Source organism: Pseudobacillus wudalianchiensis, from assembly GCF_001685015.1.
In the GTDB taxonomy this organism is placed as follows: domain Bacteria; phylum Bacillota; class Bacilli; order Bacillales; family Domibacillaceae; genus Pseudobacillus; species Pseudobacillus wudalianchiensis.
In genome coordinates this window covers 1-13,477 of sequence record NZ_MAYT01000010.1, presented here as the reverse complement: position 1 = coordinate 13,477, position 13,477 = coordinate 1, and the positions used below count along the sequence as shown (strand labels likewise).

General features: G+C 40.7%; 14 protein-coding genes, 1 tRNA gene, 1 other RNA gene and 1 other annotated feature. Of the genes, 14 read left to right on the top strand and 2 right to left on the bottom strand.

The features are described from left to right. Positions 1-159 precede the first annotated feature (159 nt). Positions 160-636 carry a glutathione peroxidase gene (locus tag A8F95_RS07925; protein WP_065410032.1) on the top strand — a complete coding sequence of 159 codons (477 nt, stop codon included), beginning with the start codon at positions 160-162 and terminating at the stop codon, positions 634-636. Positions 637-657: 21 nt separating this feature from the next. Here A8F95_RS07925 and A8F95_RS07920 read toward each other — a convergent pair whose 3' ends face one another. Next, the gene (locus tag A8F95_RS07920) at positions 658-1,617 is read right to left on the bottom strand and encodes a YaaC family protein (RefSeq protein WP_065410031.1); all 960 of its coding nucleotides are present in this window, start codon (positions 1,615-1,617) and stop codon (positions 658-660) included. A 107-nt stretch (positions 1,618-1,724) separates the two neighbouring features. Between A8F95_RS07920 and guaB the strand changes: the two genes are divergently transcribed. The 6 genes from guaB to A8F95_RS07890 all read left to right on the top strand — a co-directional run bounded on the left by guaB (position 1,725) and on the right by A8F95_RS07890 (position 8,287). Next, entirely contained in the window at positions 1,725-3,191 is a 1,467-nt protein-coding gene (gene guaB, locus A8F95_RS07915) for an IMP dehydrogenase (RefSeq protein WP_065410030.1), read from the top strand. A gap of 159 nt (positions 3,192-3,350) precedes the next feature. Continuing rightward, complete coding sequence (locus tag A8F95_RS07910) at positions 3,351-4,697, top strand: D-alanyl-D-alanine carboxypeptidase family protein (protein ID WP_141676242.1); 1,347 nt, start codon at positions 3,351-3,353, stop codon at positions 4,695-4,697. Between the two features lie 144 nt (positions 4,698-4,841). After that, positions 4,842-5,723 carry a pyridoxal 5'-phosphate synthase lyase subunit PdxS gene (gene pdxS / locus A8F95_RS07905; protein WP_065410028.1) on the top strand — a complete coding sequence of 294 codons (882 nt, stop codon included), beginning with the start codon at positions 4,842-4,844 and terminating at the stop codon, positions 5,721-5,723. A gap of 17 nt (positions 5,724-5,740) precedes the next feature. After that, a complete protein-coding gene (pdxT, locus tag A8F95_RS07900; protein WP_065410027.1) occupies positions 5,741-6,328 on the top strand; it encodes a pyridoxal 5'-phosphate synthase glutaminase subunit PdxT in 588 nt (195 codons plus the stop codon). Between the two features lie 162 nt (positions 6,329-6,490). Further along, positions 6,491-6,703 (top strand) — a binding site (T-box leader). 51 nt (positions 6,704-6,754) lie between these two features. Next, the gene (gene serS / locus A8F95_RS07895; RefSeq protein ID WP_065410026.1) at positions 6,755-8,032 is read left to right on the top strand and encodes a serine--tRNA ligase; all 1,278 of its coding nucleotides are present in this window, start codon (positions 6,755-6,757) and stop codon (positions 8,030-8,032) included. 162 nt (positions 8,033-8,194) lie between these two features. Then, positions 8,195-8,287: transfer RNA gene (locus tag A8F95_RS07890), tRNA-Ser, on the top strand. A 77-nt stretch (positions 8,288-8,364) separates the two neighbouring features. On the opposite strand, the gene A8F95_RS07885 is transcribed toward A8F95_RS07890, so the two are convergent. Then, complete coding sequence (locus tag A8F95_RS07885) at positions 8,365-8,919, bottom strand: cysteine hydrolase family protein (protein WP_065410025.1); 555 nt, start codon at positions 8,917-8,919, stop codon at positions 8,365-8,367. 66 nt (positions 8,920-8,985) lie between these two features. Here A8F95_RS07885 and tadA point away from each other — a divergent pair, with 66 nt between their 5' ends. From tadA to A8F95_RS07850, 7 genes are all read left to right on the top strand, one after another. Next, entirely contained in the window at positions 8,986-9,495 is a 510-nt protein-coding gene (gene tadA / locus A8F95_RS07880; protein WP_065410024.1) for a tRNA adenosine(34) deaminase TadA, read from the top strand. A gap of 165 nt (positions 9,496-9,660) precedes the next feature. Beyond that, positions 9,661-9,926, top strand: an RNA gene (ffs, locus tag A8F95_RS07875) — signal recognition particle sRNA large type. 129 nt (positions 9,927-10,055) lie between these two features. Beyond that, entirely contained in the window at positions 10,056-11,747 is a 1,692-nt protein-coding gene (gene dnaX, locus A8F95_RS07870) for a DNA polymerase III subunit gamma/tau (protein ID WP_065410023.1), read from the top strand. A gap of 20 nt (positions 11,748-11,767) precedes the next feature. Beyond that, positions 11,768-12,082: a YbaB/EbfC family nucleoid-associated protein gene (locus A8F95_RS07865; RefSeq protein ID WP_065410022.1), complete on the top strand. Its 315-nt coding sequence runs from the start codon at positions 11,768-11,770 to the stop codon at positions 12,080-12,082. A gap of 15 nt (positions 12,083-12,097) precedes the next feature. Beyond that, a complete protein-coding gene (gene recR, locus A8F95_RS07860) occupies positions 12,098-12,694 on the top strand; it encodes a recombination mediator RecR (protein ID WP_049665989.1) in 597 nt (198 codons plus the stop codon). Positions 12,695-12,698: 4 nt separating this feature from the next. Beyond that, entirely contained in the window at positions 12,699-12,917 is a 219-nt protein-coding gene (locus A8F95_RS07855) for a YaaL family protein (protein WP_065410021.1), read from the top strand. 58 nt (positions 12,918-12,975) lie between these two features. Then, on the top strand, positions 12,976-13,242 hold the full coding sequence (locus tag A8F95_RS07850) for a pro-sigmaK processing inhibitor BofA family protein (RefSeq protein ID WP_245671203.1): 267 nt from the start codon (positions 12,976-12,978) through the stop codon (positions 13,240-13,242). Positions 13,243-13,477: the final 235 nt, after the last annotated feature.

Genomic DNA, 13,477 nt, shown 5'->3' with positions numbered 1-13,477 from the left:
GACGTTGCCAGGCACCTGAAAAAAGAACAGCTAAATGCTGTTCTTTTTTTTGTTTTTACATAAAAATAAATTCCTTCTCTTCCCCAAACTCCTCTTTTTTGTCATTTATCCCATAGGCAAGCTACAATAGGTGTATAACCCCATAAAAGGAGGATTCAAATGAACCCTATCTATGATATCCATGTAACCAATAGTGAAGGCCAGGAGGCTTCCATGGCTGATTACCAAGGACAAGTATTATTAATTGTCAATACAGCCAGTAAATGCGGCTTTACTCCACAGTTTAAGGAACTACAATCATTATATGAGAAATATAAAGACCAGGGATTTACTGTGTTAGGTTTTCCAAGCGATGAATTTATGAAGCAAGAGTTTGAGAAACAAGAAAAAATTATCGAATTTTGTCAGCTTAACTATGGTGTCACTTTTCCTATGTTCTATAAAACAAACGTAAAAGGTAAGGATATTCATCCATTGTTCAGCTACTTAACGGCCCAACAATCAGGATTATTCACTGGAACAATTAAGTGGAACTTCACTAAGTTTTTAGTAGACCGTGAAGGAAACGTCGTGAGCCGATATGCACCGAAAACCTCTCCCTTAAAAATAGAAGACGATCTTCAAAAATTATTGTAATCAAGAGTTTTTAAAAAGGTGTTAGCTTCTACCTTTATCTAAAAATTGCTCAATTAAAAGTGGGATTTTATATTGGGAAATGTGTAGAAATTGCTTAATTAGAGAAAACTCTTTTCCCGGAGCATGCTTTAACAATTCATACCACCATTCTGTTTCATATCTGGCAATCATACTAAGATTATAAAGCAGTGTGTAATACACTAACAGTTCTGGATAAAAGGCTTCAGGTGTTTTTCGACGGGAAAAAAACCATTGGTTTGCTGCTATATCAAATCGGCATGGTGCTGGCGGTGTCTCGTCAGGAACTTTCAATACCAGTTTATTTTTGTGACTCGTCTCTATTGTGATCTTTCCGTTTGTTTTCTGTTCAAGAAAGTCAGATAGGCGATTTTCTGTCATCTGATAGTCATCTAATAATTGCGCCGGTAAATGATAGACACTAGAACTGACCTGTTGAAGTGAATGAAAAGGCCGCTCAGCTGCTTGAAAAGAGAAGATATGGGCTACTTCTGGAATTTGCATAAGTAAATCATTCATGTTTAACTTAAAACCTTCTAAATGTTCCATGTGAAACATTTTTTCGCTAAAATGGCCGAATAGCCCGTTGCGCTGGGTACGAACTTCATCTTTTAAAAAAGAGTAATTTTGTTTTTTTCTTTTCCTTGTTGAGAGTCCATGGGCTAGTACGTGAACAGTAGCCGGATAAGCAGGGTCAACTGTTAATAAACAAGCTTTAATATAATGACTTAGCCCATAAAAAATAAGAACAGGCTGAATGGATAGTGGGGATTGAGCTGACTGTCTTAAAAAAACGCTGCCATGTTCCAAACTATATATAAAGCGAGCGCAATTATGGTAAGCAGCTTCCTCAGCGTTAGACAAGGCAAGGGAGCGGTAGGACGCTTGCAAAAACTTTTTTGCATCCTCTGTATTTTGATAAGGCAACAAAGGATCTATTTGATGAAAAAGTTGACTATTCATAGAGACCTCCAAATATTCTAAAAAGTCTAACATATTGAACATACCTTGACAGTATTTTGTCCAATTGATAACCTACTAATAATATTTTCGACCAGGAGGCTCATAAAATGTGGGAAAATAAGTTTTCAAAGGAAGGATTGACGTTCGACGATGTATTGTTAGTACCTGCTAAGTCCGACGTCTTACCAAAGGATGTTAGTTTGCAAACCGCATTAACAGATACGTTGAAGTTAAACATTCCTCTTATCAGTGCCGGAATGGATACCGTAACGGAAGCAGAAATGGCGATTGGAATGGCTCGCCAAGGCGGTTTAGGAATTATTCATAAAAACATGAGCATTGAACAGCAAGCTGAACAAGTAGATAAAGTAAAACGTTCAGAAAGCGGCGTTATTACAGATCCTTTCTTTTTAACACCAGAGCACCAAGTTTTTGATGCTGAACATTTAATGGGCAAATACCGTATTTCCGGTGTACCAATTGTAAATAATGAGGAAGAACAAAGGCTCGTTGGCATTTTAACTAATCGTGATTTACGTTTTATCCAAGATTACTCTATTCTTATTAAAGATGTTATGACAAAAGAGGATCTTGTCACAGCTCCAACGGGTACGACTTTGGAAGAGGCTGAAAAGATTCTTCAAAAATACAAAATCGAAAAGCTTCCATTAGTGAATGAAGAAGGTAAATTAAAGGGTTTAATTACAATCAAGGACATTGAGAAAGTGATTGAGTTCCCTAAGTCTGCAAAAGATCGCCAAGGACGTCTCTTGGTAGGGGCAGCAGTAGGTGTAACGAAAGACACAATGAAACGTATCGAGATGCTCGTAAAAGCGAATGTAGACGCTATTGTAGTGGATACAGCGCATGGACACTCAAAAGGAGTAATCGATACGGTAAGAGAAATACGAGCTGCTTACCCTGACTTAAATATTATTGCTGGAAATGTAGCAACGGCTGAAGCAACAAAAGAATTATTTGACGCTGGAGCAGATGTTGTAAAAGTAGGAATTGGACCTGGTTCTATTTGTACAACACGCGTTGTAGCAGGGGTAGGGGTTCCGCAAATTACAGCTATTTATGACTGTGCTACAGAAGCGCGCAGACAAGGAAAGGCTATTATTGCGGATGGTGGCATTAAGTACTCAGGTGACATCGTAAAAGCACTCGCTTCAGGCGGACATGCTGTTATGCTTGGAAGCTTATTAGCAGGAACGAAAGAGAGCCCAGGCCAAACTGAAATTTACCAAGGACGGCAATTCAAAGTATACCGTGGCATGGGTTCCGTTGGTGCTATGGAAAAAGGGTCAAAAGACCGTTATTTCCAAGAGGATGCGAAAAAATTTGTTCCAGAAGGCATTGAAGGACGGATCCCTTACAAAGGACCTGTTTCTGAAACAATTTACCAGTTAGTTGGCGGCCTGCGTGCCGGCATGGGCTATTGTGGGACAGAAACCCTTACAGACCTACGTGAAAATGCTCAATTCATTCGTATGACAGGCGCTGGACTAAGAGAAAGCCATCCACATGATGTACAAATTACGAAAGAAGCACCTAACTATTCTTTATCTTAAAGTCATCAGCTGTGCAAAAGGAAATTCTTCCTTTTGCACAGCTTTTTTGCTTTTAGAGGCAAAAACTGAGCCATTTCTCTTCTATATTTCTAAAAGTCGTTTATGATACAATAACGAATGTGTGAATAAAAGATGGAGGGTTTATTAGTGAGGAATCAAATGTTCAAAAAAGGGATCGCTTTTATGCTCAGCTTACTACTAGTGGCAGGTCTTTGGCAGCCACGTCCGAGCGTACAGGCGGAAGAATCTCTAAAGGTCAATGCTGCTGCTGCTATATTAATTGATTCAGAGACTGGACAAATACTTTATGAGAAAAATGCCGACAAAATGCTTGGTATCGCCAGTATGACGAAAATGATGACAGAATATTTGTTATTAGAATCAATTAAAGAGAAAAAAGTGTCGTGGGATCAGGAATATACGGTTAGTGAATACGTCTATAAAATTTCACAAGATCGTGGTTTGTCTAACGTGCCTCTTCGTTTAGGAGAAAAGTATAATGTTCGGGAATTGTACGAAGCGATGACTATTTATTCTGCTAATGCGGCCACCATTGCACTGGCAGAAACGATTGCTGGATCTGAAGCAAATTTTGTGAAATTAATGAATAAAAAAGGAAAAGAACTTGGCTTAGAAAAGTATAAATTTGTCAATGCATCAGGGTTAAGCAACAAAGATTTAAAAGGAATGCATCCAAGCCCAGGCAGTGCGAAGGATGAAAATATGATGTCAGCTAAAACTACTGCTACATTAGCTTATCATCTAGTTAAAGAGTATCCGGAAGTGCTAGAAACAGCTAGTATTACGAAGAAAAAGTTCCGTGAAGGTACAGATGATGAAACGAACATGGAAAACTGGAACTGGATGCTCCCATCTTTAGTATTTGGCTATGAAGGAATGACTGGGTTAAAGACGGGATCTACAGATTTTGCGGGCTATTGCTTTACAGGAACAGCTGAAAGAGATGGCAAGAAATTGATCAGTGTCGTAATGGATGCTACTGATGATAAAGGAAAAGGAAACCATAAAGCTCGTTTTACAGAAACGAAAAAGCTGCTCGATTATGGCTTCAATGAATTCGACCGTAAAGAGGTTGTTAAGAAAGGTGCTACAGTAAAAGGATATGAATCGGCTCCTGTAAATAAAGGAAAAGAAAAACAAGTAGCAATTAAGGCTGGGGATTCGTTAGCTGTATACGTAAAAAAAGGTGAAAAGGCGAACTTTAATAATTCGTTTAGAATAAAAGGTTCGGAAAAAGAGAGTTCAGAAAAAGTCCAAGCTCCTATAAAAAAAGGTAAAGTGGTTGGTTTTGTAACCCTAACTCCTCAAAAAGGCTCTGAATTAAAATATGTTGCCCATAAAGATAAAAATCAAGCGGAAGTGCCGATGGTAGCGGCTGAAACAGTCGAAAAAGCAAATTGGTTTGTGCTCTCAATGAGAGCGATTGGCGGCTTCTTTGCTGGGATTTGGACAGCAGCAATTGATACGATAACTGGTTGGTTTTAATAAAAATCACCTTCTGTTCTTGACAGAAGGTGATTTTTCGTGTTTATTAATATTTAAGCAATACATAAAATTTTTGAACTAGTGAAAAAAATGTGTATTTGGGAAAATAAACACTTACCAAAACAGTTACAGGGGGAGAAGAGAATGAATACAGGTACAGATCGTGTAAAGCGTGGAATGGCAGAAATGCAAAAGGGCGGCGTCATCATGGACGTGGTAAATGCAGAGCAAGCAAAGATTGCTGAAGAGGCTGGAGCCGTAGCCGTTATGGCTTTAGAACGTGTGCCTTCTGATATTCGTGCAGCAGGCGGGGTAGCACGTATGGCAGATCCGCGTATCATGGAAGAAGTCATGCAGGCTGTTACCATTCCAGTTATGGCAAAAGCACGTATCGGTCACATTGTAGAAGCACGGGTATTAGAAGCAATGGGTGTTGATTATATCGACGAAAGCGAAGTATTAACACCAGCTGATGAAGAGTACCATTTGTTGAAGAGTGATTTCACGGTTCCATTCGTCTGCGGATGCCGTGATTTAGGTGAAGCGGCTCGTCGTATTGGTGAAGGGGCAGCGATGCTTCGTACAAAAGGAGAGCCGGGCACAGGAAATATTGTTGAAGCCGTTCGTCACATCCGTAAAGTAAATGCGCAATTACGCAAGGTTGTTCACATGAATGAAGATGAATTAATGACAGAAGCAAAATTATTAGGAGCTCCATACGAAGTACTTTTACAAATCAAACGTGAAGGCCGTCTTCCGGTCGTTAACTTTGCAGCAGGCGGAGTAGCTACTCCAGCGGATGCGGCTCTTATGATGCAGCTCGGAGCAGACGGTGTTTTCGTTGGATCCGGTATCTTCAAATCCGACAACCCAGCAAAATTTGCAAAAGCAATCGTAGAAGCGACAACACACTATCAGGATTATAAATTGATTGCGGAACTTTCAAAAGATCTTGGAACGGCCATGAAAGGAATCGAAATTTCTACATTAGAGCCAGCAGCTCGCATGCAAGACCGCGGCTGGTAATAAAAGGAGCGGATCATATGTTAAAAATCGGTGTATTAGGACTTCAAGGAGCTGTTCGTGAACATATCCGCTCAATCGAGGCATCAGGCGCTGAAGGGATCGTTGTAAAAAAAGTAGAACAATTGGCAGCGCTCGACGGTTTAATTCTTCCGGGTGGTGAAAGTACAACGATGCGCCGGCTTGTCGATCGATACGGATTTATGGAACCGCTCAGGGAATTTGGACGCCAAGGAAAACCGATGTTTGGCACATGTGCCGGATTGATTATGCTCGCAAATCATATTGTTGGCTACGATGAACCGCATATCGGCTTGATGGACATTACGGTAGAGCGCAATTCCTTTGGACGGCAAAGAGAAAGCTTCGAAACAAATTTATCAGTTGAGGGGATTGCTGACTCGTATACAGCGGTTTTCATCCGTGCTCCTCACATTGTATCGGTTGGAGAAGGAACAGAAGTCCTTGCTGAATATGAAGGACGGATCGTTGCTGCTCGAGATCGTAATTTCTTAGCTTGTTCTTTCCATCCAGAATTAACGGACGATCATAGCATTACAAAGTATTTTGTTCAAATGGCAGAGCAAGCGAAATTAACACACGTTTGAGAGTGTAGGGAAAGCTTATATTCCACACTGTCATTCTGAAGAGGTTTGACAACAGCCTGAAACGCGGAAAAGTTTTTCTTTTCCGCGTTTTTATATAGGTTGTTTTTAGCAGGCTTGCACCGGCGAACAGAATGTAGTACATTAATTTATATCAATTTTATACAAAAATCGATGATAGGAAGCAGTAACAGGTGATCATTCGATCAGAGAGCCGGTGGGTGGTGCGAACCGGAGGAATACGCTTGTGAATCCGTCCTTGAGAGAAACGCTGAACGAGTTTTTTAGTAGGCGTTTACGGTAAAACCGTTATTTTTTCGAGTGGAAAGCAAAGAGCTTTCAACTAGGGTGGCAACGCGGGTATAACTCGTCCCTTTTTTAGGGGACGGGTTTTTTGTATGCAAAAAATTAAAAGGAGGAACCCCCATTATGTTAGACATTAAATTTTTACGCAGCAACTTTGAAGAAGTAAAAAATCGTTTACAGCATCGAGGCGAGGATTTGTCTGCTCTGAACAATTTTGAAGAATTAGATCAGCGCCGCCGTCAATTGCTTGTAGAAGCAGAGGAACTGAAGAGCAAAAGAAATAGTGTTTCTCAGCAAGTAGCTCAATTAAAACGGGAAAAACAGGATGCCGATCATTTAATTAAAGAGATGCGAGAAGTGGGCGACCGCATTAAAGAGTTAGACGAGGAGCTCAATCAAGTAGAAGAAAAATTAAATCATCTATTGCTAACGATCCCTAACATCCCGCACGAAAGCGTACCAGTTGGAGAAACGGAAGATGATAACATTGAAGTCCGGTCATGGGGAGAGGCTCCTCAATTTGACTTCGAAGCGAAGCCTCATTGGGAAATTGCTGATGAACTGGACATTCTTGATTTTGAGCGGGCCGGCAAGGTAACGGGCAGCCGCTTTGTCTTCTATAAAGGGATGGGAGCAAAGCTTGAGCGGGCGCTGATTAGCTTTATGCTTGATCTTCACACAGAAGAGCATGGATACACAGAAATGCTGCCGCCATACCTAGTGAATAGAGCGAGTATGACAGGCACTGGTCAGCTGCCAAAATTCGAAGAAGATGCTTTTCTAATTGAAAAAGAAGATTATTTCTTAATCCCAACATCAGAAGTACCTGTAACGAACTATCATCGCGATGAAATTCTGAGCGCTGAAGAACTGCCAATTGCTTACACAGCATACAGCACGAATTTCCGCTCTGAAGCAGGTTCTGCCGGCCGAGACACACGCGGATTAATTCGTCAGCATCAATTCAATAAAGTTGAGCTTGTACGTTTTGTAAAACCAGAAGAGTCTTATAACGAGCTTGAAAAGTTAACAAGCCATGCAGAGAAAGTACTGCAATTGTTAAAGCTGCCTTATCGTGTTATGAGTATGTGTACGGGTGATTTAGGATTTACAGCGGCGAAAAAATACGACATTGAAGTATGGATTCCAACACAGGGTACGTATCGTGAGATTTCTTCTTGCAGTAACTTTGAAGCATTCCAAGCGCGCCGGGCGAACATCCGTTTCCGTCGCGAGAAAAACAGTAAACCCGAACATGTTCATACATTAAATGGATCTGGATTGGCGATTGGCCGTACGGTTGCTGCTATTTTAGAAAATTATCAACAGGAAGACGGCAGTGTTGTGATTCCTGAAGTGCTTCGTCCTTATATGAGAGGACAAGAAAGAATCACTCATTAAATGACAAAGCCAGAAGAGAACATTTCTCTTCTGGCTTTATACTGTCTAGTCATATAAGCTTTAGACAATAAACGTAGTATGATTAAAATGAACGTCCTTACATTTTTAAAAAGAATGTTGACATCCTAAAGAAATGTATGATAAATTAATTCTTGTCGATACGGAGGAATACCCAAGTCTGGCTGAAGGGATCGGTCTTGAAAACCGACAGGCGGGTTAAACCGCGCGGGGGTTCGAATCCCTCTTCCTCCGCCATTATTGATAACAAGCGCATAAATTGGAGATAATGAAATCCACTGCTTTCTGTGAAGCGGTGGATTTTTTTATTGTGATTAATATTCTTCAATAAATTGGTCTACCTTCCTCGTATCAGCCTTCAATACGGTTCGCATCATTTCAAGTGCATAATGATTGTCTTTTACTGTTTCTGAAGCAATAGCGTCTTCAGGAACATAGATGGTATATTCTCTCATATAAGCATCGTTAGCTGTGAAAAATACGCAGATATTACCGGCTATCCCAGTAATGATGACTGAATCTACGTCCAATTGGCGTAAAAGTGTGTTCAAAGCTGTTCCATAGAAGCCAGAGTGTTTAGGTTTAATTAAAAAGTAGTCATCAGATTCAGGTTTAATCTGTTGTATAATAGGCTCGCTGCGATTATTTATCGCATGCCCTATAATAGTGTTTAAGTCAGCTTTCCAAAGACTATAATGATCATTTACATAAATAACGGGGATTTGCTGTTGCTTACAAAATGTTTTTAGCCTTACTATAGAAGGACATATTTCTGTTGTATTAGCAGCAAGTAAATCTCCCCGGGGAAAATCAAAATCATTGATTAAATCAACTATTAATAAAGCATATTTTTTGCTTAACTCTGCCATATGTGTACTTCCTCCTTTTTCTCTACCGTCATTTTTACCCCATTTCGCTTAAAAGGAGCCGGATTTATGAAAAAAAATGATGAATTTTATATGAAGCTTGCGATTGAAGAAGCAAAGAAAGCCGAGTCCCTTGGAGAAGTGCCAATTGGGGCGGTCATTGTTTTAAACGGAGAAGTAATTGCTTCTGCTTATAATCTACGGGAGACAACCCAGAATGCGATTACGCATGCCGAGCTGTTGGCCATTGAAAAAGCATGTCAAAAAGTAGGTTCTTGGCGTCTCGAAGAAGCTGAACTTTATGTCACCTTAGAGCCTTGTCCGATGTGCAGCGGAGCTATTATTTTGTCACGGGTTGAGCGTGTGATTTATGGGGCGAAAGATCCGAAGGCAGGTTGTGCAGGCACCCTGATGAATTTATTAGAAGATAGCCGTTTTAATCATCAAAGTGAAGTCGTCTCAGGAGTACTTGAAGAAGAATGCGGCAATATGCTGTCTAACTTTTTTCGAGAGCTTCGGAAGAAAAAGAAAGAAGAGAAAAAACGAATGAAGGAGCAGACGGCAGAAGAGGAAGAATAAATGAAACTGTCGTCCAAGACTTGTTAACTAAAAACTACTAAAAATAGGAATTAGATTTACCTAGTATATATATTGCTTTTTTACCTTGAAAGAGGTATAATAAATTTTGTGTCAGGTAAATGAGAAAATCATTTTCGGCACCTTAACTATATGGTATCAATCTTGCCGTGCTAGGTGGGGAGGTAGCGGTGCCCTGTACTCGCAATCCGCTCTAGCGGGACTGAATCCCTTCCCGAGGCTTGCTATACTGTAGGGTCTGCCTTAAGTAAGTGGTGTTGACATTCGGGTCCTGCGCAATGGGAACCCATGAACCATGTCAGGTCCGGAAGGAAGCAGCATTAAGTGGACTCTCTCATGTGCCGCAGGGCAGCCTGGATCGAGCTAACTGCTTGAGTAACGCTTATGGTTAGAAGTCGACGGAAGGTGCACGGCAGTTAAATTAAATTATGAAATGAAACAACTCATCCATTTGGGATGAGTTTTTTTATGAGAACTTTGAAAAAGCAAATTCGGATAAGGTATAATATTATTTAGAGAAATAGCGGAAGAGGAGGGAGAAAATGAGCTACCAGGCATTATATCGCGTATGGCGACCGCAAAGTTTTATCGATGTTGTTGGACAAGAACATATCACTAAAACCTTGCAAAATGCCCTCCTGCAGCAAAAAATATCCCATGCCTATCTATTTTCTGGACCGCGGGGAACCGGAAAAACGAGCGCGGCCAAAATCTTAGCAAAAGCAGTAAACTGTGAACAGGCACCAACGGCAGAACCATGTAATGAATGTGCTTCCTGTCGAGGGATTACAGACGGTTCGATCCAGGATGTTATTGAAATAGATGCTGCTTCTAATAACGGCGTAGATGAGATTCGTGATATCCGCGATAAGGTGAAATATGCGCCGAGTGCGGTAAGATACAAAGTGTATATTATCGATGAAGTTCATATGCTTTCTACGGGGGCTTTTAATGCTCTTCTAAAAACATTAGAAGAGCCCCCAAGACATGTCATGTTTATATTGGCAACAACAGAACCTCATAAAATACCTTTAACGATTATTTCCCGATGTCAGCGTTTTGATTTTAAGCGAATCACTTCACAGTCGATCGTCGGACGTATGGAGCTGATCATGAAGGAGAGTGGATTAGCATACGATGAAAAGGCACTGCCGATTATTGCCCGCGCAGCGGAAGGCGGTATGCGTGATGCCCTAAGCCTTCTTGATCAGGCTTTATCCTATAGCGATGATCAATTAACGGAAGAGGATGCTTTAACGGTTACGGGAGCTGTCGGTCAGGGAATGCTTAATGAGCTTGCCGAAGCAATACTGGAAAAAGATACGGCGGCTGCTCTTGCGATTTTAGAAAAATTATTAATGCAAGGGAAAGACCCTGCTCGTTTTGCTGAAGACTTTGTGCTTTATTTTCGGGATATGCTGCTTTACAAGACAGCCCCTCATCTTGAAGAATCGCTTGCACGGGTTATGATTGATGAAGTATTTGTTTCTGTTGCGGAAAAAATGGAGCTGGAAAGCATTTATGAGTACATTCATATACTAAATGAAACTCAACAAGAAATGAAATTCAGTAACCACGCCAGAATATATATGGAAGTAGCACTGGTAAAGATCTGTCAGCGGCGTTCTTCAAGAGCATCTGTAGATATGCCGGAAGTACAAGAGCTAATTGGCCGTATTCAGGCGCTTGAAAAAGAAATTCAGCAATTAAGAAGCCAGCCTATTCAGCAGGCAGAACAAGCAGATGCGCAAGCGCCTTCAAGAAGGCCAGCGCGTTCTTCAAACGGATTCAGAGCACCCGCTGCTAAAATTGAAAAGGTGCTGTCTGAAGCAACGAAACAGGATATTCAGCTTATTAAGAGCCGCTGGGGAGAGATGCTCGATATTTTAGGGCAGCGGCAAATGCGTTCACAAGCGGCTTTACTAAATGATGCTGAGCCTGTAGCTGCTTCTAAGGAAGCTTTCGTGTTAAAGTTTAAATATGAAATTCATTGCCAAATGGCGTCTGAAAATAAGCGCTTTATCGATACTATTTCTTCTATACTTCAGGAACTAGCAGAAAACACATACCAGGTTGTCTGCGTACCGGAAGAGGCGTGGCTTACCATCAGGAAGAATTTCATTAAAACACAGAAAGCAGACAGCAATGAGCAAGAAGCTGAGCAGAGCGAGGACCCTTTGATTGCAGAAGCATTAAAACTTGTAGGAGAGGACCTGCTTGAAGTTAAAGACTAATAACTTGGAGGATGATGAAGATGCGTGGAATGGGAAATATGCAAAATATGATGAAGCAAATGCAAAAGATGCAAAAAAAGATGGCGGAAGCACAAGAAGAGCTTGCTGCAAAAGAATTTGAAGGCACAGCAGGAGGCGGAATGGTCACAGTTAAAATTTCAGGCCAAAAAGAAGTTGTAGATGTTTTAATTAAAGAGGAAGCAGTAGATCCCGATGATATAGAAATGCTCCAGGACTTGGTACTTGCAGCCACAAACGATGCACTTAAAAAAGTGGATGAAGAAACAAACAAGACAATGGGCCAATTTACAAAAGGGATGAACCTTCCTTTCTAGGAGGTTTTATAAATTATGTATTATCCTGAACCGATAACTAAGCTGATTGACAGCTTTATGAAATTGCCAGGCATCGGGCCAAAAACAGCGGCCCGTCTGGCGTTTTTTGTCTTAGATATGAAGGAAGAAGACGTTCTCGATTTTGCTAAAGCGCTCGTCAATGCTAAAAGAGACCTGACGTATTGTTCCGTATGTGGACATATTACAGATAAAGATCCGTGTGCTATCTGCGAGGATGAACGGCGTGATCGCAGTGTTGTTTGTGTTGTTCAAGATCCTAAAGACGTAATTGCAATGGAAAAAATGAAAGAGTACAACGGTCTTTATCACGTACTCCATGGAGCTATCTCTCCAATGGAAGGAATCGGTCCAGAAGATATTAATGTGCCGGATCTTTTAAAAAGGCTACAAGATGAAACGATTAACGAGGTTATTTTAGCGACGAATCCAAATATTGAAGGAGAAGCGACAGCCATGTATATCTCCCGTCTATTAAAACCAACCGGTATTCGGGTTACCCGTATTGCCCACGGTTTGCCAGTCGGTGGTGACTTGGAATACGCTGATGAAGTAACCCTTTCTAAAGCACTTGAAGGCAGAAGGGAAGTATAAAAAGATGTTTTTCCGAAAGAAAGCCAAGTTACAAGCGGCTTATAATGATCAACTGATTCAACTGCTGGAAAAGTCCAGGAAAGAATGGTTTAAACATCGTGAATTGCTGCGCTTGAGCTTTGAACCAAACGAGGAGCTTGCCGCTCAAACAAAAATGTATGAAGCGCGCTATTTCTTCCTATTTAGAGAAGCGAGAAAAAGAAACATCAGCATAAAACAATAAACTTTTTCATATTCTTGAAATGTGGACAAACTTCATTAAGAGAATAGGAGAGAGGCCTTTGTATATTGCTGGAGGTGTAATCCTTTTTATTTTGCTGATCAGTCTAATAGCGAGTATGTCATCACCAGCATCACCGTTAAAGTTAATGGGGATTCTTTTCATTAAACTATCGGTTGGTGCATGCTTCCTTTTTTTGCTGAATTCATTTAGCGGGGACTATGGCTTGCACGTACCAATCAATTTTGTTACTTCTGCTATTGCTGGCATTTTAGGGATTGCGGGGGTAGTTTCCTTAGCCATTATACAACTATGGATCATTGGGTAAGCAGCACGCATTCGAGTCGTGCTGCTTTTCATGTTTTACACCCACTACTATTTTTTAAAAAAAGGTATTGACGGTTTCTTGCTAACTTGGTATATTAGAAAACGTTGCTGATGAAAACAACAGTTACTAAAAAAAGATAAAAAAGTTGTTGACTTTTCATCTAAAACTTGATAAGATGATAAAGTCGCTTGATTGCGACGAGCTTAAATTGAACATTGAAAACTGAACAAAATAC